The organism is Bifidobacterium callimiconis, from assembly GCF_003952005.1.
In the GTDB taxonomy this organism is placed as follows: Bacteria; Actinomycetota; Actinomycetes; order Actinomycetales; family Bifidobacteriaceae; genus Galliscardovia; species Galliscardovia callimiconis.
Genome location: NZ_QXGJ01000003.1, coordinates 215,825 through 239,345, shown reverse-complemented (window position 1 = coordinate 239,345; position 23,521 = coordinate 215,825). Strand labels below are relative to the sequence as shown.

Here is a 23,521-nt window from a genome sequence, read left to right as displayed (position 1 = left end):
GAGAACTCCTTTTACTGCATGGTATTATCACGTCGGTCCCCGCAGTCGTGGCCGGCAATGCTGCCGGGAATCACCCACCGGAATCGGCAATTCCTGTAGTAATCCTCTCCGCGCCGCTTGTAAAGTCGATGCCCGCGTTTGCCCGCGAATATTGCATGTGATTCGCATCACATTCGCCGCCGCCAGTTTGCTAGTGTGATCACACTAACGAACTGGCCACTGGAGTATGGCGGGCAGGGCAGGGGCGGTTTGCTGGTGTGATCACACTAACGGACGGGGCACAAGCGAACTGGATGCCACGGGCGGCGCGTGCTGCGTTCAGGCGTGATCGCATCGGCCACGCTCAGCCCACGCGGATCGTGCCGAGCAGCGCCGCATGATCGGTGCCGGACACCTTCACGTTCTTCAGATCCGACGCGGCGAGCCCCCGGTCGAGCACGATGTGGTCGATGGAGAACATCATCGGCAGATACGGCCGGTCGCTCGGCCACGAGAACGTGAACCCGTGGCCGGACTGTCTGGCCGCATCGGTGAACCGGTCGCCGAGCATGGCGCGGAACGGTGCATGATCGTACGTGGCGTTGAAATCGCCCATGAACACGTATGTGCTGCCGGATCGCGCATCCAGCGCGCCGATCTCGTCGATGCTACGCTTCCACAGATTCCAGTAGCCGTTCACCGGCGAGGTGGTGTGCACGGACACGAACCGCAACGTCCTGCCATCGGACAGGCTCACGGTGCCGGCCGGCATGAACGACGCGCTCGAATTGACCTCGTCCTTGACCGGGTTCGCCAACGGCATGGCCGACCATACGCCGTTGCCGTACTTGCCGTCGGCGGACGCGGTCTTCGAATACGGCAGATAGTTGGCGATGCCGGCCTTGCCCAGCTCCTCCACGAACGCCTTGGTGGTCTCCTGCAGGGCGAGCACCTTCACCTGCTCGTCGCGCACGAGCCGCACGATCTCACCGGCATCGGCACGCCCCTTGTACACGTTGCACGTCATCACGCGCAGCGTCGTCGCGCTCGCCCCCGACGACGACGCCGACGCCGACGAATTCGCCCCGACCACGCTGGAGAAGAACGGCCCCTGCCAGTACGCCTGCGCGCCGAGGCACGCCACCATGAGCACGATGAGCAGACGTCGGCGCCCGATCACGGCGAACAGCAGCGCTAGCGCGGCGGTGAGCGCGAACCACGGCGTGGCGGCGACGATGTTGGGCACGTACGGCATGGTCGACATGCCGAGCGGCAGCAGTCGGGCCGCAGTGCCAACCGCCGTAGCCGCCGCGAGGATCACGGCCAGCGCCGTGCAAGCGATCCTGCCCATCGCGCCCTTGTTCATTGATCCGCCGTCCTTTGATTGCTGATTGATCGATCGTGATTATGGCCGCCGTATGTATCGGTGATATTCGACCGTTATAGCCTCGTCTGAGGATCATGGCCGTAGTCGTATCGAAAGTCCTTGCAAAAAGAGCCGAAGACCATGACCATGATCTTCGGCTCTTTTCTCTGTGCCCGAGATGCGATTCGAACGCACGACACCCGCTTTAGGAGAGCGGTGCTCTATCCCCTGAGCTACCCGGGCAACGGCGTTCCATCATACCGCATGTCCACGAAAACGCGAAATGCCCGTGCGGGACGCCGATCGTCGCGTTCGTGGCGACGATGTCCCGCACGTTCTCGGACGCTCGGCGAGCCGACGTTTTCCGCCGTTTTGTCGGTTGTGCTGATAGTGTTCTAATCAGTGGCGCATCTGACCAGACAAGGGAGGAACATGCGTAAGGAAACCCATAGGCCGGCCATCGTGGACGTGACCGGTTCGGAGACCATTTTCTCGATTCTCGACGACCGTGCGAACCGTGCCCCGGACGATTCCCTGGTGGAATACAAGAACGCCGACGGATGGCAGTCGTTCTCCGCGGCCGAATTCCGCGACGAGGTGGTCGCTCTGGCCAAGGGGCTGATCGCCAAGGGCGTGAAGAAGGGCGACGCCGTGTCGATCCTGTCGCACACGCGTTGGGAGTGGACGGCGCTTGACATGGCGATCATGGCGATCGGCGCGCTGACCATCCCCGTGTACGAGACCAACTCCGCCGCGCAGGTCCGTTCGATCTTCAACGATTCGCGGGTCACGCTCGCGTTCGCCGAAGACGACGGTCAGCGCGACAAGATCGAATCCGTGCGTGACCAGTGCGCGTACCTCAAGGACGTGTACGTGATCGACCTCGGCGCGCTCGACACGATCAAGACGTTCGGCCGTGGCGTGAGCGACGACGAGTTCCGTGAGCGTGCGAACGCCGTGACCGGCTCCGATCTGGCGACCATCGTGTACACGTCGGGTTCCACGGGCACGCCCAAGGGCATCGAACTGACGCACACCAACTTCTATTCGATTGTCGCCAACGGCAGCGAGACCATGTTCGACGTGGTGATGAAGCCGGGCCGTCGTCTGCTGCTGTTCCTGCCGCTGGCGCACGTGTTCGCCCGCTACATGCAGTTCGTCTGCTTCTACGGCAACGTGACGCTCGGCTTGTCGAGCAACCTCAAGACGATCCTCGCGGACTTCAACGCGTTCAAGCCCACGTTCATCCTCGCCGTGCCGCGTATCTTCGAGAAGGTGTACAACGCGGCCAGCCAGAAGGCCGGCCAGGGCGCGATGGGCCGTATCTTCGCCCGTTCGGCTGACGTGGCGCGCGAATGGTCGCGCGAACAGCAGCAGGCTCAGGAGACGGGCGGTCGCATTCCGCTGTGGCTGAGCGTGAAGCATTTCGTGTACTCGCGCATCGTCTACCGCAAAATCCGCGCAGTGTTCGGCGGCAACGTGGAGTTCGCGATCTCCGGCGGTGCCCCGCTCGACGCGTCGATCGCGCACTACTTCAACGGTCTCGGCCTGCCGCTGCTCGAAGGCTACGGCATGACCGAAACATGCGCGCCGGCCTGCGTGAACCCCACCATCGGTTACAAGATCGGCACGATCGGACTGCCGATGGCCGGCATGAGCTTCGGCATCGACGATGACGGCGAACTGTGCATCAAGGGCGACAGCGTATGCGCCGGATACCACAACCATCCCGAGATCACCACGCAGCAGATCGTCGACGGATGGCTGCACACCGGCGATCTGGGCGACATCGACGCCGACGGATTCATCAAGCTCACCGGTCGCAAGAAGGATCTGATCATCACGGCCGGTGGCAAGAACGTGAGCCCCGGCATTCTCGAGGCATCGGTGATGAGCTCGCCCGTGGTGGCGCAGTGCGTGGTGATCGGCGACCGCAAACCGTTCATCGCCGCACTGATCACCATTGATCTGGCAGATGCGAACGCCTGGCTTACGTCGCAGGGCGCCGAACCAGTGGCCGACCTTGACGAGGCCGCACGCAATCCGATCATTCGCGCCGAGGTGGAGCGCGCCGTGGACACCGCCAACGGACTGGTCTCACGCGCCGAATCGATCCGCAAGTTCGAGATCCTGCCCGACGAGTTCACCGAGGAGAACGGCATGACCACGCCGTCGATGAAGGCCAAGCGCGCCGTGATCGTGGAGCACTACCGCGACCTCATCGACAAGGTCATCTACGTGCCCCGCAAGAAGAAGTGACGACGCCGTCAGTCGCAGTGGAATCGGCTGCGCCGATGCAGTGCCGTCGCATTCCCGCATGCGCGGGGTCACCTCATCAGTCACGCGTACGCGTGACAGCTTCTTCGGCAAGACTTGACGGACTTCGTCCGACATCTTTCTACTCGCCTGTCGGCTCGTCTGGGGCCTACAAACGCTTCCAGCGTTTGCTTTACGTCCTCAGCCTAAGGGGAAGCCGGTGTTATCCATATCAGCCTGAATGGTTGTATGCCGCCTTCCCCTTGAGGGGAAGGCGTCGGCGCAGACGACGGATGAGGTGACCGTTCCCGTCATCGCAGGGACGCAGCAACACAGTGGGAACGCAGCAACACAGTGTCGGCCATGAGTGTCGGCCATAGACCGATTCCGCAACGACCACTTCCTCATCGTTCCCGCTACCTGTGTCGTTTCACACCAATGCAAAATTCCCGCACCATTACGGCCCCTCGGTCGGGCACGCCAATGATGCGGGAATTTTGGTTTCGCGGTCGTTGCGGCCGCCCCCGCTACTTGCTCTTGCTCGCGCGCGGCGCGTCGGGGCCGGCGTACTGGGAGGTCAGCAGCGCGTTGGTCACCTCGTCGTAGAGGTTCTTGAACCCGGCGGGCGTGCTGGCCGGCAGCACCACGGTCTTGCCGTTCGGCGACTCCGACAGCGAGCGCATCACGTCGAGATACTGGTTGAACATGACGATCTGGTTCACCTCGCCGATATCCATGCCCACATCCTGCAGGCTCTTGATCTGATCGACGATACCGTTGGCGATCTCACGACGGTAGTTCGCCTGGCCTTCACCCTGCAGACGCACCTTCTCCGCGTCGGCCTGCGCCTGCGTCTCGATGGCGATACGCTGCGCCTCCGCACGCTGACGCGTGGCCTCCTTCTCACGCTGCGCGGCGTTGATCGAATCCATCGCCTGCTTGACCTGGCCGGACGGATCGATCGCGGTGATCAGCGTCTTGACCACGGTGAAGCCGAAGCGCTGCATCTCGTTGCCCACCGTCTGCTGCACGTCGAGCGCCACATTGTCCTTGCGCGCGAACGCGTCGTCCAGCGTCAGCGCCGGGATGGCGGAACGCAGCGCGTCCTCCATGTAGCTGCGCAGCTGCGCAGCCGGATTCTGCAGCTCGTAGTACGCCACGGCCACGTTCTTCGCGTCCACGCGGAACTGCGTGGACGCCACCACCGTCACGAACACGTTGTCCAGCGTCTTGGTCTCCAGCTTCACGTCCAGCTGGCTCACCCGCAGGTTCATCTTCTGCGCGATGCGGTCGATGAACGGAATCTTGATGTGCAGGCCCGCCGTGGACACGGTGTGGAACTTGCCCAGACGTTCGATCACATACGCATTCTGCTGCGGCACGATATACAGGCTGGCGAACAGCAACACGATGATCAGCGTCAGCACCACGATCAGCACGACCAGCCCGATGATTCCACCGATAGCCATGATTATCGACCCCTTCCCGAGTCCCGCACGGCCATCAACAAACACCGTCGCCTCAGTGTGACGGCACCGGGCCGTGCCCTTTCATTGTCCCATACGAAGGGGCACCCATCGTCGTACAACACGACAAACCGATTCATTCTGTCGAACGTTGCCCGCCGATACGGTCCGAATGCCAACGCGATCGGCCCGCGCGACCTACATTAGGGGAATGGCATACAGTCAAGACGACGGGAACATGTCGCCGCAGAGGCGGACGGCGCCGAAATCCGCGCAGGCGGCCCCACCGGAGCAACGGCCGCTGACCATCGCGCTCGTGCTCGACACCTTCGGCAACCGCGGCAACGGTACATCCAACTCCGCACTCCAATTCGCCGAGGAACTCGAACGGCAAGGACACGCCGTGCGGCTTGTCGGCGTCGGCGCGCCGGAATACCGGGCGCGCATCAACCGCGTGCCGCTGGTCTCATGGGTGGCCGCCAAACAGCAGATGCTCTTCGCCCGGCCCGACGACGCACTGTTCCGTCGCGCGTTCGACGGCGTGGACGTCGTACACATCTACATGCCCTTCCGATTCGGCCGCCGCGCGCTCGCCGTCGCCCGGCAGATGGGCATCCCCGTCACCGCCGGCTACCACATCCAGCCCGAAAACATCATGTACTCGGCAGGACCGCTCAAACTCATCCCCGGCATGTCGTCGTTCATCTACCGATTCTTTCACCACTGGCTCTACGGCAAGGTCGACCACATCCACGTGCCCACCAACATGACCGCACGGCTCCTACGGGAGCACGGGTATCAGGCGCGACTGCACGTCATCTCCAACGGATACGCGCCACGCTTCACCGGCAAATCCTCCTACCCGGCGACGGTACGGCCGCCGTTCGTCGTGATCGCATCCGGCCGGCTCTCCCACGAAAAGGACCAGATGACGCTGATCCGCGCGCTCGCCACATGCCGTCACCGCGACGACATCCGGCTCGTGATTGCCGGCACCGGACCATTGCGCCGATACCTGCGCCTGCGCGCCCGGCACATGCTCGCCCGCCCGGCCGACATCGGCTTCCACGACAACGCGACCATGCCCGATCTGCTGCGATCGGCCGACCTGTTCGTCCACCCGTCCATCGCCGACCTCGAATCAGTAAGTGTGATCGAGGCCATGGCCTGCGGCTTGCCGCCCGTGATCGCGCAATCCGACCTGAGCGCCGCACAGCAGTTCGCACTCACCGACGAATCCCTGTTCCCCGTGCGCGACGTCCAGGCGCTCGCCGACCGTATCGACTGGTGGTACGAGCATCCCGACGAGTGCGCGAGGTGGGGGCGTGAGTATGCGCGGCATACGCGGGAGTGCTATTCGGTGCGTTCGTCGGTGGAACGATTCGTCGCGATGGAACGTGAGGCCATCGCCGACGAGCGGCGGATGCGCCGGATGAATGACGATGCACGATGATGGTGAGAGCGTAGGGCGTATATACGGCGTATATGACGCGTTGCGCGTGACGTCGTCGGAATGCCGACGGCGGTGTTGGGATGTGTCTGGTCGTGTTGGATGACGCCGAACAGTGTTGGGAGGTGTGCAAAACGTTGATATTTCAACGAATATACCGGCTTGATCGTTCTTGTCGGCGGGCCGATGACCAGCGCGACACGCCGAGTTGGACAGCCTCTGAGATTCGTGTATAGTAATCACCTGTTGCGCTCGTTCAGCTCGCTGAATGAAGACGACATGGTGGCTATAGCTCAGTTGGTAGAGCATCTGATTGTGGTTCAGAAGGTCGCGTGTTCGAGCCACGTTAGCCACCCCGAGGTGATCCCCGGAGCCGAAAGGCTTCGGGGATTTTTCGTATATGCGGTTGCGGGATGACGTACGTGGACGGGGCAGGGCGGGATGATTGAACCTTGTGGGGCGGTGATCCCTTCCCTCAGTCCGCCTTGCGGCGGCCAGCTCCCTCCCGCGGAGGGAGCACGCGCTCTTTATCCTCGTGCGGCATCTTACTCGTGTGCTCCCTCCAAGGGAGGGAGCTGTCATGCGCAGCATGACTGAGGGAGGGCTCACCTCCGCACAAAGCCTCGGCCGCCTCACAGGCCAATCCTCGAACACGACTCAACCTACGCAATCTAGGTAAGGAGCGCGTGCTCCCTCCAAGGGAGGGAGCTGGCCGCCGTAGGCGGACTGAGGGAGGGGCGCCGGGCCTATAAGCCAAAGCGACGCGCGGTTTGGCTTATAGGCCCGGCAATCCTGCCTACTACTGCTCCAGGTTGCTCTGGGTGCCGGCGGTGGCGCCGGCGCTGGCCTGATCGGCCTGGGCGGCGTCGAGCTGGGCGCGTACGTCGTCGAGCAGGGACTGCGCTCGGCGGGCCAGCGCCTCGCCCAGCTGCCACTGACGCATCGAGGCGTCCAGATCGAGTCCGCCGGCCTCCAACGCCTGCACGGCCTGGATGAGCTGGTCGCGGGCCTGCTCGTAGCTCAGCGAATTGATCTTCTCGAGTTCCTCGGCGCTCAGCGAGGGGAGGTTCGAGACGGACTTGGTGTCTGCGTTCTGATCGGTCATGATGTGCTCCTTGGGTGTGGCATCGTCCTGCGTGAACGATGCAGCGGTCGTATCGGTTATTCCTATATATAGGAGTCGTATCGTGTTGTTTCACGATCTCGACGATGTTTCATGTTGTTGTTTCATGCGAGACGTTGTTTCACGCCGTGAAACGTCATGCTGTGAAACGACGTACCGTGTGGTGGTCCATTAGTGATCCACCGTGCGGCGTTCTACTGCACGGTCGCGTGGATCGAACCGTGACGCAGCGTGACGGCGAGCTCGTCGCCGCTCTTCACATCGTCGGCGTCGGTCACCACATGGCCGCTCGTGGTCTGGATCACCGCGTATCCGCGGTCAAGCGTGGACTGCGGGCTCAGCGCGGTCAGCGATGCGTGCAGCTTCTCCACGGTCAGCGAGGCGTCGTCGACGATGCGACGCATGCCGATGTCCAGACGCTGCCGGGCGTCGTCGACGAACCGCTGCGGACGGTCGAGCATCGTCAACGGCTGCGTCAGACTCGGACGGTTCGCATAGCCCTCGATCAGACGCATCTCGTTGTCCACGCGGGCGCGGATGCGGTCGCGCATACGGCGACGGGCCTCATCCACGATCTGCAGCTGCTCGTTCACGTCCGGCACGATGCGCTTGGCCGCATCCGTCGGCGTGGACGCACGCATATCGGCGGCCAGATCGATCAGCGTCCAGTCGTCCTCGTGGCCGATGGCCGACACGATCGGCGTGACGCAGGCGGCCGTGGCGCGCACCACGCCCTCGTCCGAGAAGCCCATGAGATCCTCGAAGCTACCGCCACCTCGAGCCACGATGATAACGTCCACGCTCGGATCCGCATCAAGCCGCTGGATCGCGGCGATCACGTCCGGCGGGCAGCTGGGGCCCTGCACATGCGCGTGCACGACCGTGAACTCGATCGTGGGCCAGCGCAGCCGGGCGTTGGTGATCACATCGCCCTCGGCTCGCGCCTGCGGTGCGCACACCAGACCGATGCGCTTGGGAAACGCGGGAATCGGGATCTTGTTCTCGGCGTCGAACAGTCCCTCGCCCTTGAGCCGCTTGCGCAGCTCCTCGATCTGGGCCATCAGGTCGCCCTTGCCCACGCGGCGGATGTCGTCGCCCATGAAACTCAGGCGGGTCTGCTTCATCCACACGTCGGGACGGCCGTGCAACACCACACGGTCGCCCTGGCGGAATTCGCGGGCCATCTGCGCGAAGCGGCCGAAGCCGGTCACGCTCAGCGAGATGTCCTCCGTGTTGTCACGCACGGTGAGATAGGCGGACCCGGCGCGACGTGTGTTGATCTCCGAGATCTGCCCTTCGATCCACGTGCCGGGCCATTTGGCCACGGCGTCGTGATACTTGCGGCTGAGCAGACTGATCGGCCATGGATTGTCCGGAGTGGTGTCCCTCGCCAGACGTGCAAGCGGCTGCGGCTGCACGTTCTGGGCACCGGGGGAGTCCGGGAAAAGCGTATTGGTCATGACCACACTTTCCGCCGCGTGCGGGACATGTGACGATGGTCACACGCCCGGTGTGAGGTTGCTCACCGTATGGCGTGGCGGGTCGTGCGCTGTCCGGTGATACAGGCACAATCGATGGTCGGCCATGACACGCCGACGGTGATTTTCATCGTCGTTATTTTTCCGCGGCATGATGCCGAAAACACTAGATATGCGCTTGGCATGATAGATCCCAACTAGATATTGGGGTGGAAGTGCTGTAATGTGCAATAGGCCGGTTGGCGTGGTCCCGGCGATAACGACCACGGAATACGTTGCCCGACACACTAAAGAACCATGGCGGAAGGAGACTGATGAGCGCACAGGTGCTGGAACAGGAGACGACCGAGGTGATTCGTCCGCAGAAGGAGACCGTGCTCGTCGAAAAGCGTGACGGCAGGGTCGTCGACTTCGATCCGATCAACATCATCAATGCCGTGGCCGCCGCATTCGGCGACCTCGACAAGAAGGTGGGTCCCGAAGAGGAGCGCATCATCCGCGACATCGCGGATCGCGTCGAAGCTGAGGTGAAGACCCGCTACACCGGTCCCGCCAAGATCGAGGACATCCAGAACCTGGTCGAGCACGCCCTCATCGGCGAGCACCTGTACGAGGTGGCCCGCACCTACACCAACTACCGTCTGAACAAGGACATCGAGCGCGCCAAGGCCACCGACATCAACGAGGCCGTGAGCCGCCTGGTCAACAAGGACGAGGCCCTGGTGCGCGAGAACGCGAACAAGGACTCCAACGTCTACGCCACCCAGCGCGATCTGCTCGCCGGCGCCGTGAGCAAGGCCTCCGCCTTTTCCATGCTGCCGGAGCAGGTCTCCAACGCCCACATGAAGGGCGACATCCACTTCCACGACGCCGACTACTCGCCGTTCACCGCCATGAGCAACTGCTCCCTGCCGGACTTCGGCGACATGCTCGAGCACGGCTTCGCCCTGGGCAACGCCATGATGGACTCCCCGAAGTCCATCGGCACCGCCGCCACCCAGATCACCCAGATCATCAAGGACATCGCCGGCTGTCAGTACGGCGGCCAGACCGTCAACCGTTGCGACGAGATGCTCGAGCGCTACGCCAAGCGCGACTACGAGAAGAACCTCAAGATGGCCGAGGCCATCCTGCCCGACGAAATGCCGCTGAACGTGGCCGAGGACGTCGTCAAGGGCCTCAAGGCCCAGGAGCCCAAGTGGCTGCACTTCGAAAACCGCGAGCCGCTGGGCGAGGACACCCCGTTCGACGAGAACCTCTCCGAGATTGAGCAGCTGCGCGAGATCTACGCCAAGATCATGACCCGCAAGGCCATCTACGACGCCATGCAGACCATGGAATACCAGATCAACTCCAACCGCGTGTCCAACGGCCAGACCCCGTTCGTCACCGTCGGCTTCGGTCTGGGCACCTCCTGGTTCGCCCGTGAGATCCAGCGCGCCATCCTGCTCAACCGCATCCGCGGCCTCGGCAAGGACCGTCACACCGCCATCTTCCCCAAGCTCGTGTTCACCATCAAGCACGGCGTGAACGCCGACCCGGGCGACCCGAACTACGACCTCAAGCAGCTCGCGCTCGAATCCGCCACCAAGCGCATGTACCCGGACGTGGTGTTCTACGAGAACATCGTCAAGATCACCGGCTCCTTCAAGGCCCCGATGGGCTGCCGCTCCTTCCTGCAGGGCTGGAAGGACCCGAAGACCGGCAAGGACGTGACCGACGGCCGCATGAACCTCGGCGTGGTGTCCGTGAACGTGCCGCGCATCGCCCTCGAATCGCACGGCGACGTGGACCGCTTCTGGAAGCTGTTCAACCAGCGCATGGAGATCGCCCACGAGGCCCTGCAGTTCCGCATCATGCGCTGCAAGCAGGCCACCCCGGTCAACGCCCCCACCCTCTACCGCTACGGCGCCTTCGGTCGCCTGAACGCCAACGACAAGGTGGACCAGCTGTTCAAGGACGGCCGCGCCACCGTGTCCCTCGGCTACATCGGCCTGTACGAGACCACCGCCGTGTTCTTCGGCAAGGACTGGATGACCGACCACCACTGGGACGAGGACGGCAAGGAGTTCGCCCTGTCGATCGTGCGCCGCATGAACGAGCTGTGCAAGCAGTGGAGCGCCGCCGAGGGCTACCACTACTCCGTGTACTCCACCCCGGCCGAAAGCCTCACCGACCGCTTCAACCGCATGGACCGTGAGAAGTTCGGCGAAGTCGAGGGCGTGACCGACCACGACTTCTACACCAACAGCTTCCACTACCCCGTGTGGCTGCAGCCCACCCCGATGGAGAAGCTCGCCTACGAGAAGGACTTCCCGTACCTCGCCTCCGGCGGCTTCATCAACTACTGCGAGTTCCCCTGCCTGCAGCCGAACCCCAAGGCCCTCGAAGCCGTGTGGGACTACGCCTACAACATCGGCATCGGCTACCTCGGCACCAACACGCCCATCGACCACTGCTTCGTGTGCGGCTTCGAAGGCGACTTCGAGCCCACCGACGAAGGCTTCAAGTGCCCCGAGTGCGGCAACTCCGACCCCGACAAGTGCAACGTGACCAAGCGCACCTGCGGCTACCTGGGCAACCCCGTCCAGCGCCCCATGGTGCACGGCCGCCACGAGGAGATCGCCCACCGTGTCAAGCACATGGCCGGCGAAACCGGACACGTGACGCTCAAGGACGGCACCGAGCGCGAATGGTTCGAAGACACCAAGTGATCGCAGCCGTGCATGATCTCCCGCGCTGAACGGGAATCACGCACACCCCATCACTTTCGGCTCCCCTCGCCGAGGGAAGCCGTCGGCAACGTCGACCGAGGGGAGCCCACCGCACACATGACTTGTGCAATGGGCTCCCCTCAGTCATGCGCAGGCACGGCGGCTCCCCAGGCGCCAGGGGAGCCTTTGCCGTCATCGCGGCCGTCGACACGGCCCATTCGCAACCAAGGAGGAAACGCATGCCCGATACATGGAAACAGGTCAAGCATCATGACTTCGCCGCCGGCGAAACCGATCGCGGTCCCGGCGTCCCCAGCGAACTCACCAACAACCCCCGCGCCGGCCAATGGGACGGTCGCCGCATGGGACAGGGCATGGTCGCCGACTACAAGCGCTTCCTCATGACCGACGGTGAAGGCATCCGCTGCTCCATCTACGTCAGCGGCTGCCCCTTCCGCTGCGACGGCTGCTACAACTCCTCCATCTGGGACTTCCAGGCCGGCTACGAATACAACCAGAAGCTCGAGGACATGATCATGGACGACCTCTCCCAGTCGTTCGTCCAAGGCCTCACCCTCCTCGGCGGCGAGCCCCTCCTCAACACCACCATCCTCACCCCGCTGTGCCGCAAGATCCGAGAACGCTTCGGCCACACCAAGGACATCTGGTGCTGGACCGGCTACACCTGGGAAGAACTCATGCGCCCCGGCGAAACCCCCGACAAGCGCGAACTCCTCGAGCTCATCGACATCCTCGTCGACGGCCGCTACCTCAAGGACCAGCACGACTCTCTCCTCCAGTTCCGCGGCTCCAAAAACCAACGCATCCTTGACGTCCCCAAATCCCTCGAGGCCGGCAAGCCCGTCATCTGGGCCAAACTGCACGACCAGGAGCGGTTCATACCCGAGATTTACGGCAAAGACCGCGCCGCCGGCGAGGGCGACGCGTCATGACGGAGCGTCGCCGGCGTTGCTCCTCGGTCGACGTACCTTCGTACGCCTTCCCTCGGTGCGCCTTGGCGCCGCACGCGTCATGACGCGTCGCCGGTGGCGACATTGTCAGGTCAATGGCATTGGCGCTGGTTGGTGGGTCTTTGCGAATTTCGATGGAGACGGGTATCCGTTGCCAACGGGGACGTTGCGTGAGCGGACAACTTTGTGAGGTATGTCGAGAATCATTCGCTGTTGGCTCAAAATGCGGGCGTGTAGGGGTTTGACGATCGTCGGCGTTCCGTACTGGCGACTACGATACTGCAAGGAAATGTGCGAACGCATATGAGGGTTGCGGCAGAAGTATAGAGAAAGCGTGCGCGGCCAGTAGGCGTGGAAGGGCACACGGACGGATTGAAGGAATAAACAGTATGCCGGAGTTGAAGACGAACGACTGCATCAGGATCGGCCTGGATATCGGGTCGACGACGGTGAAGGCGGTGGTCCTGGATAGGGACGGCGTCAAGACGGAGAACAACGGGGGAGATGAGTCGCCGCTGGCCGCTCCGGGCCAGCATATCCTCTACGCCGACTATCGGCGTCATCACGCCAACGTGCGCGCCACGGTGGCCGAACTGCTCACCGACATCCACCATCATCTCGAGGACTTGCACCGCGGCGACGAGCCCGTGCGCCTGTCCATCACCGGTTCCGGCGGCCTCGGCCTCGCCGACAATCTGCACGTGCCGTTCGCCCAGGAGGTCATCGCCGAAACCGTGGCGATCGACGCCAAGTATCCGCAGGCCGACGTGATCATCGAACTCGGCGGTGAGGACGCCAAGGTCACCTACCTCAAGCCCACGCCCGAACAGCGCATGAACGGTTCGTGTGCCGGCGGCACCGGCGCGTTCATCGACCAGATGGCCACCCTGCTCGACACCGACGCCACCGGCCTCAACGAAATGGCCAAGAACTATCAGACGCTGTATCCGATCGCATCGCGTTGCGGCGTGTTCGCCAAGACCGATCTGCAGCCGCTGATCAACGACGGCGCAGCCAAACCCGACCTCGCCGCATCCATCTTCACCGCCGTGGCTACGCAGACCATCGCTGGCCTGTCGTCCGGACGCCCGATCCGCGGCACCGTGATCTTCCTCGGCGGCCCGCTGTTCTTCCTGTCCGAACTGCGCGAAGCATTCCGCCGCGCGCTCAAGGACCGCGTCAAGGAATTCATCACCCCCGAAGACGCGCACCTGTACGTCGCATACGGCGCCGCGCTGCTCGCCGGCCAGGAGGACTCCGAACAGACCGAGGACGGCACCGTCCACTACGAGGCACGCACGCTCGACGACATCCTCACCGCGCTCGAGAACCTGAAGAACCTGCCGAGCAACACGCCCACCATGCCGCCGCTGTTCGACACCGAAGAGGACCGCGAGCGTTTCAACGAGCGCCACCATCGCGAGCACATCCACATCGGCACGCTCGAAGGCGCGCACGGACCGCACTTCCTCGGCATCGACGCAGGATCCACCACCATCAAGGCCACGCTCGTCAACGACGATCGTGAGATCGTCTGGTCCAGCTACGCGAACAACGAAGGCAGCCCGCTGACCGCGGCAGTCAACATCGTCAAGAAAATCCAGAACGAACTGCCCGACGGCGCCTACATCGCCCGCAGCTGCGCCACCGGCTACGGCGAAGGACTCATCACCACCGGTCTGCACCTCGACGAAGGCGTGGTGGAGACCATGGCCCACTATCGCGGCGCGGAAATGGTCAGCCCCGGCGTCACTGCCGTCATCGACATCGGCGGCCAGGATATGAAGTATCTGGCCATCAACGACGGCGTGATCGACTCGATCGCCGTCAACGAGGCCTGCTCGTCCGGCTGCGGATCGTTCCTGCAGACGTTCGCCCAGTCCATGGGCCTGACCATCCAGGAATTCACGCAGAAGGCGCTGGCCTCCGACCATCCGGTCGACCTCGGCTCACGCTGCACCGTATTCATGAACTCATCCGTCAAGCAGGCGCAGAAGGAAGGCGCGTCGATCGAAAACATCGCCGCCGGCCTGTGCTACTCCGTCGTGCGTAACGCCCTGTACAAGGTGATCAAGCTGCGCGACGCCGGCGACCTCGGCGACACCGTGGTCGTGCAGGGCGGCACGTTCCTCAACGACGCCGTGCTGCGCGCCTTCGAACTGCTCACCGAACGCGAAGTCACCCGACCCAACATCGCCGGCCTCATGGGCGCGTTCGGCGCCGCCCTCACCGCGCGCATGCACTACAACGACGACGATGACCCGAACAAGCGCTCGTCGATCCTGTCCGGCAGCGAACTCGACAACCTGTCGATGACCTCCGAACGCGACGTATGCAAGCTGTGCCAGAACCACTGCAAGCTCACCATCACCACGTTCGCCGACGGCTCGCGCTACGTGACCGGCAACCGCTGCGAACGCGGCGGCGACAGTAAGCGCAAGCGCAGCGACCGGCCCAACCTGTACGAATACAAGTACAAGCGCTGCTTCGCCTACCGCAGGCTCACCGACAAGAAGGCCACCCGCGGCGAGATCGGCATCCCGCGCGTGCTCAACATGTACGAGAACTACCCGTTCTGGTTCACGCTGCTCACCAGCCTCGGCTTCAAGGTGATGATCTCCGGCCGGTCCAACCACGAACTGTTCGAGACCGGCATCGACTCCATCGCCTCCGAGAACATCTGCTACCCGGCCAAGCTCGTGCACGGCCACATCAAGTGGCTGCTGCACAAGGGCATCAAGACCATCTTCTACCCGTGCGTCAGCTACGAGGAGAACCTGGTCGAGAACACCGACAACCACTACAACTGCCCGGTCGTGGCCAACTACCCGGTCGTGATCGGCGCCAACATGCCCGAACTGCGCGACCCGTCCATTCGCTACATGCGCCCGTACTTCAACCTCGCCGACCATGACCTCATGGTCGACCGCATCGTCGAGGAATTCGCCTGGGCGAACGTGACGCGCGAAGAGGCCGAAGCCGCCGTCAAGGCCGCGTACGCCGAGGACAAGCTCTTCAAGCACGACGTGCAGCAGGAGGGCCTGCGCGCACTCGCCTACATGAAGGAACACAACTGCCGCGGCATCGTGCTCGCCGGCCGCCCCTACCATATCGACCCGGAGATCAACCACGGCATCCCCGAAACGATCTGCGCGCTCGGCATGGTCGTGCTCTCCGAGGACTCCATCTGCGAACTGCAGCCCGGCGAGGACCTCCACCTGAGCGACTACCTCGCCGAAGGGGAGAAGGACCCGCGCAAGAAGGACTCCGCAGGCTTCCGCCACGTGGGCGACCGCAAGGTCACCCGCATGCCGCTGCGCGTGACCAACCAGTGGGCCTACCACTCCCGCCTGTACGCGGCCGCCCACTTCGTCGCATCCTATCCGGGACTCGAACTCGTGCAGCTCAACTCCTTCGGCTGCGGCCTCGACGCCATCACCACCGACCAGGTCTCCGAGATCCTCGCCGACAAGGCCGACGTGTACACGCTGCTCAAGATCGACGAGGTGTCCAACCTGGGCGCCGCCAAGATCCGACTGCGCTCGCTCAAGGCCGCCGTCGAGGAACGCGAGGCCAACAAGAAGCGCGAGGAGCACGCCCTGCAGACCACCGCCGAACAGGTGCGCCGCGAAACCGAATCCGAGAACCGTCTCGCCGAGGCGCAGGCCAGGTTCGAGGAGGCCAAGAAGCAGCTCGAAGCCGCACAGGCCGAGGTGGAGGCCACCATGCCCGCCGCCAATCTGGACGCCGGATTCGTCAAGAAGCCGTATGCGATCACGCTGGACGGTGCCGGTGCCGCCGGAGCTGGCGCGGGCGCTTCCACCAAGCCGCAGCCGAAGCAGGGCGAATTCCGCCGCACCGGATCCAAGGCACCCACGCCCGGACGTCAGATCCTGCTCGACGCGGTCATGGACGGCAACCCCAAGGCCAGCGCGCAAACCAAGAAGAACGCGCACAACACCGCCACCATGTCGAAGTACGCCAACCGCATCCCCTTCGGCAAGTCCATGAAGAAGGACTACACCATCGTGGCGCCGCAGATGAGCCCCATGCACATGTCGCTCATCGAATCCGTGATCCGCTCCGGCGGCTACAAGTTCGACATCCTCGAACACGCCAGTCGTGACGACGTGGAACTCGGCCTCAAATACGTGAACAACGACGCCTGCTACCCGGCCATCATGGTCATCGGACAGCTCGTCAACGCCATCGTCGAAGGCAAGTACGATCCCGACAAGGTGGCGCTCGCTATCACGCAGACCGGCGGTATGTGCCGTGCGACCAACTACTTCGGCCTGATCCGCAAGGCGCTCGTCGACGCCGGCTACCCGCAGGTGCCGGTGATCGCGCTGAGCACGCAGGGACTGGAATCCAACCCCGGATTCACTCCCACGCCGGCGCTGCTGCACCGTGCGATCAAGGCGCTGATCGTGGGCGACCTGTTCCTCAAGTGCCTCTACCGCGTACGCCCGTACGAGCAGGTCAAGGGCAGTGCCGACGAACTGTACCGCATGTGGGACACGATCACCCGCGAGGCGATCGAGCACCATGGCTTCTCCAAGACCGCCAAGGCGAAGATCGGCAAGGGCTACCTGCCGTACCCGGTGCTGCTCAAGGAGATCGTCAAGTCGTTTGACGCGCTGCCGCTGCGCGACATCCCGCGCAAGCCGCGCGTGGGCGTGGTGGGCGAGATCCTCGTCAAGTACCATCCCGACGCGAACAACCATGTGGTCGACGTGATCGAATCCCAGGGCTGCGAGGCCGTGGTGCCCGGCATCATGGAGTTCATGACCACGCGTCCATACATCACCGACTGGAACGAGCACAACCTCGGCACGGGCGGCAACAAGAAGCTGTACGCCGTGATGCGCTGGGGTTTGGACCGCTATCTCAACCCGGTGCGTCGGGCGATCGATCTGGCCCACGGCAAGTTCCAGCAGGATCTGCCGATGAGCGAGCTGGTCAAGAAGGCCGGCGAGGTCACGTCGGTGGGCGTGCAGGCCGGCGAGGGCTGGCTGCTGACCGCCGAGATCCTCGAGCTCATCGAATCGGGCGCGCCGAACGTGGTGTGCGCGCAGCCGTTCGCCTGCCTGCCGAACCACGTGACCGGTCGCGGCATGTTCGGCGAGATTCGCCGCCAGCATCCCGAGGCGAACATCGTGTCGATCGACTACGATCCGGGCGCTTCGCAGGCGAACCAGCTCAACCGCATCAAGCTCATGATCTCCGCCGCCAAGCAGGCCGAGGAGCGTCGCCGGGCTCAGGCCGCCGGTGCCGCCAAAGCCACAGGGGAGCCGGGCGCGGATGGCGTAGGCGCCGGCGATGCCGCTGCCGGTGACGCGGACTCCGCCGACGCCGGCGCGTCGAATGACGAACAGCATCGCGCGCACGGCCAGGACGGCGGCGACGCCCAGGCCAAGCCGCATCTCTCCGAAGCGGCGTGATACGCGGCTTGCGATCCATCGGTCGTAAGCATTAAGCCCGTGGACATCGGTACCTCCGATCATGTTCACGGGCCCATTTGTCTCAAGGTGGCGATGGCAGGCGCGAACGCACTCGCCCCGATGCCTGCCGCCCGGTTCTGTCGGACGCTCTTCGACCTAACTCTGAGTTCTGTGCGGATTTCAGGGGAGCGCAGACACCAATCCTCGAGTTCTGTGCGTGAGATTCGGCATATGGGAAGTATGACCCTTGATATTTCAGGCCTCATACTTCGGATTTTGCTCTAATGGCGCACAGAACTCGAGGATTGATGTCCGCGGACCGAGAAAATCCGCACAGAACTCGGAGATTGCCCGTCTGCATGATGCCAGGAGCCGATATCGTTCCCGTTTTTCAGGGCTGCAACCCCGCCGACACGCCGAATTGTTGCATCTGCAACTGTTGTATATGATAACTTTCTGTCATAAAGGTTGCATATGCAACAGTTGCATGTGATGCAGATTTGAGGAGGACGATGGACAAGCGCATTCTCAGCTTGGAGATGCGTGCGCTCTGCAAGTCCGTCGACCGCTATCTCGGCGAAACCATGCCCGAGTCCGCGGCCAGCGCCACTGGAGGCAACGCGCACATCATCCTGTTCCTGGTGCGCAATCGGGACAGGGAGATCTACCAGCACACCATCGAGCAGCACTTCGGCGTCACCCGATCCACGGTGTCGCGCGTGCTCGCGCTCATGGAAAAGAAGGGGCTGATCACCCGCGAGCCGGTCGCACACGACGCCCGGCTGAAGAAGATCGTGCCCACGGCCAAGGCCGACGCCATCGTCGCCGACCTCAAGGCCAACGGCGAACGAACCGAACGACTGCTGCTCGGCGGCTTCTCCACGGAGGAGGAGGCCGCGCTCCGCGAGTACGTGCAGCGCATGCGCGACAACATCGCACGGGCGCAGCAGGAGTTCGAAAACAGTGACGTCACCGCGGAAACCGCCGCGAAGACCGACACAACAAGGAACGATACGACAATGGAGAAGGAGGAAGGCAAGTGACCGACACCACCGCCACCGAAGCGGCCATCGAAAAGTCACGCAAGGCCGTCGAACCGGATCGGCCCAAGCATGTGATCCGCACGCTCGGCAAGTCCCTACGCGAATACCGAAAGCACAGCCTGCTGGCACCGGCGTTCGTGATCATCGAAAGCGTGCTGGAAATCGTGATCCCCACGGTCATGGCATTGCTGATCGATCAGGGCATCACCGGCGGCAGCATGCCCGCCATCATCAAATTCGGCCTGATCCTGCTGGGATGCTCGCTGGTGTCGCTCGCCTGCGGCTTCCTCGCCGGAAAGTTCGCCGCCATCGCGGCCGCCGGCTTCGCGAAGAACCTGCGCCACGACCAGTTCGAGAAAGTACAGGGCTTCAGCTTCACCAACATCGACCGGTTCTCCACCGGCTCGATCATCACCCGACTGACCACCGACGTGACCAACCTGCAGAACGCGTACGCCATGATGATCCGCATGGGCGTGCGCGCGCCGATCATGGTCGTCGTCGCATGGATCTTCTCGTTCCGCATCAGCCCGAGCATCTCCATGGTGTTCCTCGCCTGCATCCCGATCCTCGGCCTTGGCCTGTGCGGTCTGGCCGTGCTCGTGCACCCCGTGTTCGAGCGCGTGTTCCACACGTACGACGCGCTGAACAACGTGGTCGATGAGAACCTGCAGGGCATTCGCGTGGTCAAGTCGTACAACCGCGAATCCTACGAGATCAACAAGTTCGACCGCATCTCCGAGCGCATCTTCAAGGACTTCATCAAGGCCGAACGCATCATGAGCTTCAACATGCCGCTCATGATGTTCTGCATCTACGGATCCATGATCCTCATCTCGTGGATGGGTGCCAACCAGATCGTCGCATCCGGCAACAACGCTGCGCTGGGCCTGACCACCGGCGACCTGACCGCGCTCGTCACCTACGCCATGCAGATCCTCATGGCCATGATGATGCTGTCCATGATCTTCGTCATGTTCATCATCTCCCAGGCATCCGCCGAACGCATCTGCCAGGTGCTGCAGGAGCAGAGCACTGTGACCGACCCCGACCAGCCCGTCATGGAAGTCGCCGACGGCTCCATCGACTTCGATCATGTGACCTTCCGCTACTCCGACAGCTCCGAAAAGCCCGTGCTCGACGACATCGACCTGAACATCCCGTCCGGTTCGACCATCGGTATCGTCGGTGGCACCGGCTCCGCCAAGTCGTCGCTCGTCCAGCTGATCCCGCGCCTGTACGACGTGTCATCCGGCTCGCTTCGGGTCGGCGGGCGTGACGTACGCAGCTACGATCTCGAAGTACTGCGCGACCAGGTCGCCATGGTGCTGCAGAAGAACGTGCTGTTCAGCGGCACCATCGCCGAAAACCTGCGCTGGGGCAACCCGAACGCCACCGACGAGGAACTGCGCCACGCCTGCCAGCTCGCCCAGGCCGACGGATTCATCCAGGAATTCCCCGACAAGTACGACACGTACATCGAACAGGGCGGCACCAACGTGTCCGGCGGCCAGCGCCAGCGCCTGTGCATCGCACGCGCACTTCTGAAGAAACCGAAGATCCTCATCCTCGACGACTCCACCAGCGCCGTCGACACCAAGACCGACAAGCTGATCCGCGAAGCATTCCACAACGAGATCCCCGACACCACCAAGATCATCATCGCCCAGCGCGTCTCCTCCGTGCAGGAATCCGACATGATCCTCGTCATGGACAGCGGCCGTATCATGGCCCGCGGCACGCACGACGAACTGCTCCTCACCTGCGAGGAATACCGGTCCATCTACGAATCACAGACCAAGAACCAGGCCAACCCGAGCGAAATCGCGGACACGGACGCCACGACAGTGAGCACGACGCCCGCCGAACTGCCCGAGGACGAGCTGACCCTGGCCCACGAGGTCCAGAACGCCCCCACCGCCGATCACACCGCCGAAGGAGGTGCCCGATAATGGCCGAACAAACCAAACAGAACAACACGAACACCATCACCAACCGCAGGCCGGGCATGGCCAAACCCGCACCCGGCACCACCAAGCGCATCTTCGGCTACATCATGCAGTACAAAGTACGCGTGGTGGCCATCGTCGCCTGCATCCTCGTCGGCGCCGCCGCACAGGCCGGATCCGCACTCTTCCTGCAGACCCTGATCGACAAGTACATCCTGCCGATGGTGGGGGAGACCAACCCCGACTGGGGACCGCTCCTGCGCGCCATCACCCTCATCGGCTGCCTGTACCTCGCCGGCATTCTCACCGGATGGCTCTGGCAGTGGCTCATCGTCACCGTCGAACAAGGCGTGCTCAAGAAGATCCGCGACGACATGTTCGCCCACCAGCAGCGACTGCCCATCCGCTACTTCGACACCAACGAGCACGGCGACATCATGAGCCGCTACACGAACGACACCGACACCCTACGCCAGGCCATCAGCCAGTCGTTCCCGCAGATGTTCTCCGCGATCATTTCCGCGCTCGCCGCCATCATCTCCATGCTCTGGCTGAGCGTGCCGATCACCGTGTTCGTGCTGCTGTTCACCGTGCTGCTGTTCGTCATCGTCCGCAAGATCGTCGGACGCGCGGGACGCTACTTCGTCAAGCAGCAGCAGTGGCTCGGCGACGTCAACGCCTTCGTCGAGGAATCCGTCAACGGCCAGAAGGTCATCAAGGTCTTCAACCACGAAGACACCACCCAGAAGACCTTCGACGAAAAGAACCAGGAACTCTTCGAAGCCTCCGCCGAAGCCAACACCTGGGGCAACGTCACCATGCCGGTCGTGGGCAACATGGGCTACATGCTCTACATCCTGCTCGCCATCGTCGGCGGCGCCATGGCGCTCTCCGGCGTCGGCAACTTCGGACTGGCCGGAGCCGGCACCCTCACCCTCGGCACACTCATCTCACTGCTCACCCTCTCCCGATCGTTCATCAACCCGCTCGGACAGGTCTCCATGCAGCTCAACATGGTGATGATGGCGCTCGCCGGCGCATCGCGCATCTTCCAGCTGATGGACGAGCCGGTGGAGGCCGACGGCGGCACCGTCACCCTGGTGAACGTGGAGCTCGGCGAGGATGGTCGCACCATGACCGAGGTGGACCACGAGACCGGCCACTGGGCATGGAAGCGCGAGGAGGGCGACGACGGCACGCGATCCATGGCCGCCGCCCACGCGCTGAGCCCCCGCGCCGCGGAAGTGGCGACCAAGGCCCGCGAGTCGGCCATCACCTCGCCCGACGGGCGACTCACGCTGCTGCGTGGCGACGTGCGTTTCACCGACGTGACGTTCGGCTACAACCCCGACAAGCCCGTGCTGCACGACATCACCTGGTTCGCCAAGCCCGGCCAGAAGATCGCGCTCGTCGGCGCCACCGGTGCCGGCAAGACCACCGTGACCAACCTGATCAACCGGTTCTACGACATCCAGGAAGGCCAGATCCTCTACGACGGCATCTCCATCAAGGGCATCTGCAAGCCGGACCTGCGCCGCTCGCTCGGCGTGGTGCTGCAGGACGTGAACCTGTTCACCGGCACCGTGATGGACAACATCCGCTACGGACGCCTGAACGCCACCGACGAGGAGTGCATCGAGGCGGCACGGCTCGTGAACGCGGACAGCTTCATCCGCATGCTGCCGCAGGGCTACCAGACGGTGCTCGAGGGCGACGGCTCCGGCCTGTCGCAGGGCCAGCGCCAGCTGATCTCCATTGCGCGCGCCGCGGTGGCCGATCCGCCCGCGCTGATCCTCGACGAGGCCACGTCATCGATCGACACGCGTACCGAGGAAGTGGTGCAGGCCGGCATGGACAACCTGATGAAGGGCCGTACCGTGTTCGTGATCGCGCATCGCCTGTCCACCGTGCGCAACTCCGACGTGATCATGGTGCTCGATCATGGTAACATCATCGAACGCGGTTCGCATGACGAGCTCATCGCCCAGAAGGGCGAGTACTACCAGCTGTACACGGGCGCTGTAGAGCTGGAGTAGCGGTTCGGATTGGGCTGGTTAGCATGGTATGGCTCCCCTCGTTGAGGGGAGCTGTCGGCACCGCCGACTGAGGGGAGCCATGCGCTCCTATGACTAGATAAGGCTCGCATTCCCCTGGTTGGAGGGGAATGCGAGCCCCTTGTTGCTCGGCGTCATTGCTATCTCCAAGTTCTGACGTGGTTGAGGAGTCTCGCAGACATCAATCTCCAAGTTCTGAAGTTTCCGTTCCTGAAATCCGGAGTATGA

At 63.3% G+C, this 23,521-nt stretch carries 11 protein-coding genes, 2 tRNA genes and 2 pseudogenes; 10 read left to right on the top strand and 5 right to left on the bottom strand.

From position 1 onward, the window contains the following. Positions 1–343: 343 nt before the first annotated feature. Positions 344–1,345 (bottom strand): endonuclease/exonuclease/phosphatase family protein, encoded by a 1,002-nt coding sequence (locus D2E23_RS04400; protein ID WP_240541489.1) that lies wholly within the window; start codon positions 1,343–1,345, stop codon positions 344–346. A gap of 170 nt (positions 1,346–1,515) precedes the next feature. Further along, positions 1,516–1,588 (bottom strand) — tRNA-Arg (locus D2E23_RS04395). Positions 1,589–1,777: 189 nt separating this feature from the next. Between D2E23_RS04395 and D2E23_RS04390 the strand changes: the two genes are divergently transcribed. Continuing rightward, on the top strand, positions 1,778–3,604 hold the full coding sequence (locus D2E23_RS04390; protein ID WP_126029767.1) for an AMP-dependent synthetase/ligase: 1,827 nt from the start codon (positions 1,778–1,780) through the stop codon (positions 3,602–3,604). A 524-nt stretch (positions 3,605–4,128) separates the two neighbouring features. On the opposite strand, the gene D2E23_RS04385 is transcribed toward D2E23_RS04390, so the two are convergent. After that, positions 4,129–5,070 (bottom strand): SPFH domain-containing protein, encoded by a 942-nt coding sequence (locus D2E23_RS04385; RefSeq protein WP_206431990.1) that lies wholly within the window; start codon positions 5,068–5,070, stop codon positions 4,129–4,131. A gap of 235 nt (positions 5,071–5,305) precedes the next feature. On the opposite strand from D2E23_RS04385, the gene D2E23_RS04380 reads away from it, so the two are divergent. Both D2E23_RS04380 and D2E23_RS04375 read left to right on the top strand, forming a co-directional pair. Further along, positions 5,306–6,520, top strand: a complete 1,215-nt coding sequence (locus D2E23_RS04380) for a glycosyltransferase (RefSeq protein ID WP_126029766.1) — start codon at positions 5,306–5,308, stop codon at positions 6,518–6,520. A 279-nt stretch (positions 6,521–6,799) separates the two neighbouring features. Continuing rightward, positions 6,800–6,872: transfer RNA gene (locus D2E23_RS04375), tRNA-His, on the top strand. 444 nt (positions 6,873–7,316) lie between these two features. Here the strand turns inward: D2E23_RS04375 and D2E23_RS04370 are convergent. After that, a complete protein-coding gene (locus tag D2E23_RS04370) occupies positions 7,317–7,622 on the bottom strand; it encodes an exodeoxyribonuclease VII small subunit (protein WP_126029765.1) in 306 nt (101 codons plus the stop codon). A 212-nt stretch (positions 7,623–7,834) separates the two neighbouring features. Beyond that, the gene (gene xseA / locus D2E23_RS04365; protein ID WP_126029764.1) at positions 7,835–9,100 is read right to left on the bottom strand and encodes an exodeoxyribonuclease VII large subunit; all 1,266 of its coding nucleotides are present in this window, start codon (positions 9,098–9,100) and stop codon (positions 7,835–7,837) included. Positions 9,101–9,432: 332 nt separating this feature from the next. Between xseA and nrdD the strand changes: the two genes are divergently transcribed. The 7 genes and pseudogenes from nrdD to D2E23_RS04335 all read left to right on the top strand — a co-directional run bounded on the left by nrdD (position 9,433) and on the right by D2E23_RS04335 (position 23,275). Further along, complete coding sequence (gene nrdD, locus D2E23_RS04360; RefSeq protein ID WP_093960038.1) at positions 9,433–11,832, top strand: anaerobic ribonucleoside-triphosphate reductase; 2,400 nt, start codon at positions 9,433–9,435, stop codon at positions 11,830–11,832. A 239-nt stretch (positions 11,833–12,071) separates the two neighbouring features. Beyond that, positions 12,072–12,785, top strand: a complete 714-nt coding sequence (nrdG, locus tag D2E23_RS04355; protein WP_126029763.1) for an anaerobic ribonucleoside-triphosphate reductase activating protein — start codon at positions 12,072–12,074, stop codon at positions 12,783–12,785. Between the two features lie 407 nt (positions 12,786–13,192). After that, a pseudogene (locus tag D2E23_RS12020) lies at positions 13,193–16,397 on the top strand (acyl-CoA dehydratase activase-related protein); the annotation flags it as partial. Positions 16,398–16,636: 239 nt separating this feature from the next. Beyond that, positions 16,637–18,247, top strand: a pseudogene (locus D2E23_RS12015) (hypothetical protein); the annotation flags it as partial. 512 nt (positions 18,248–18,759) lie between these two features. Beyond that, on the top strand, positions 18,760–19,290 hold the full coding sequence (locus D2E23_RS04345; protein WP_164520666.1) for a MarR family winged helix-turn-helix transcriptional regulator: 531 nt from the start codon (positions 18,760–18,762) through the stop codon (positions 19,288–19,290). Continuing rightward, a complete protein-coding gene (locus D2E23_RS04340) occupies positions 19,287–21,242 on the top strand; it encodes an ABC transporter ATP-binding protein (protein WP_126029762.1) in 1,956 nt (651 codons plus the stop codon). The genes D2E23_RS04345 and D2E23_RS04340 overlap by 4 nt, the downstream gene beginning before the upstream one ends. Continuing rightward, positions 21,242–23,275 (top strand): ABC transporter ATP-binding protein, encoded by a 2,034-nt coding sequence (locus tag D2E23_RS04335; RefSeq protein ID WP_126029761.1) that lies wholly within the window; start codon positions 21,242–21,244, stop codon positions 23,273–23,275. Before D2E23_RS04340 ends, D2E23_RS04335 begins: the two co-directional genes overlap by 1 nt. The last annotated feature ends 246 nt before the right edge of the window (positions 23,276–23,521 follow it).

What these genes read in the sequence shown, in the direction of transcription:
- D2E23_RS04400 (WP_240541489.1), bottom strand. Translation starts at nt 1,345, where the DNA reads ATGAACAAGGGCGCGATGGGCAGGATCGCTTGCACGGCGCTGGCCGTG.
- D2E23_RS04380 (WP_126029766.1), top strand. Translation starts at nt 5,306, where the DNA reads ATGTCGCCGCAGAGGCGGACGGCGCCGAAATCCGCGCAGGCGGCCCCA.
- D2E23_RS04385 (WP_206431990.1), bottom strand. Translation starts at nt 5,070, where the DNA reads ATGGCTATCGGTGGAATCATCGGGCTGGTCGTGCTGATCGTGGTGCTG.
- D2E23_RS04390 (WP_126029767.1), top strand. Translation starts at nt 1,778, where the DNA reads ATGCGTAAGGAAACCCATAGGCCGGCCATCGTGGACGTGACCGGTTCG.
- D2E23_RS04345 (WP_164520666.1), top strand. Translation starts at nt 18,760, where the DNA reads ATGGACAAGCGCATTCTCAGCTTGGAGATGCGTGCGCTCTGCAAGTCC.
- D2E23_RS04370 (WP_126029765.1), bottom strand. Translation starts at nt 7,622, where the DNA reads ATGACCGATCAGAACGCAGACACCAAGTCCGTCTCGAACCTCCCCTCG.
- xseA (WP_126029764.1), bottom strand. Translation starts at nt 9,100, where the DNA reads ATGACCAATACGCTTTTCCCGGACTCCCCCGGTGCCCAGAACGTGCAG.
- D2E23_RS04335 (WP_126029761.1), top strand. Translation starts at nt 21,242, where the DNA reads ATGGCCGAACAAACCAAACAGAACAACACGAACACCATCACCAACCGC.
- nrdG (WP_126029763.1), top strand. Translation starts at nt 12,072, where the DNA reads ATGCCCGATACATGGAAACAGGTCAAGCATCATGACTTCGCCGCCGGC.
- nrdD (WP_093960038.1), top strand. Translation starts at nt 9,433, where the DNA reads ATGAGCGCACAGGTGCTGGAACAGGAGACGACCGAGGTGATTCGTCCG.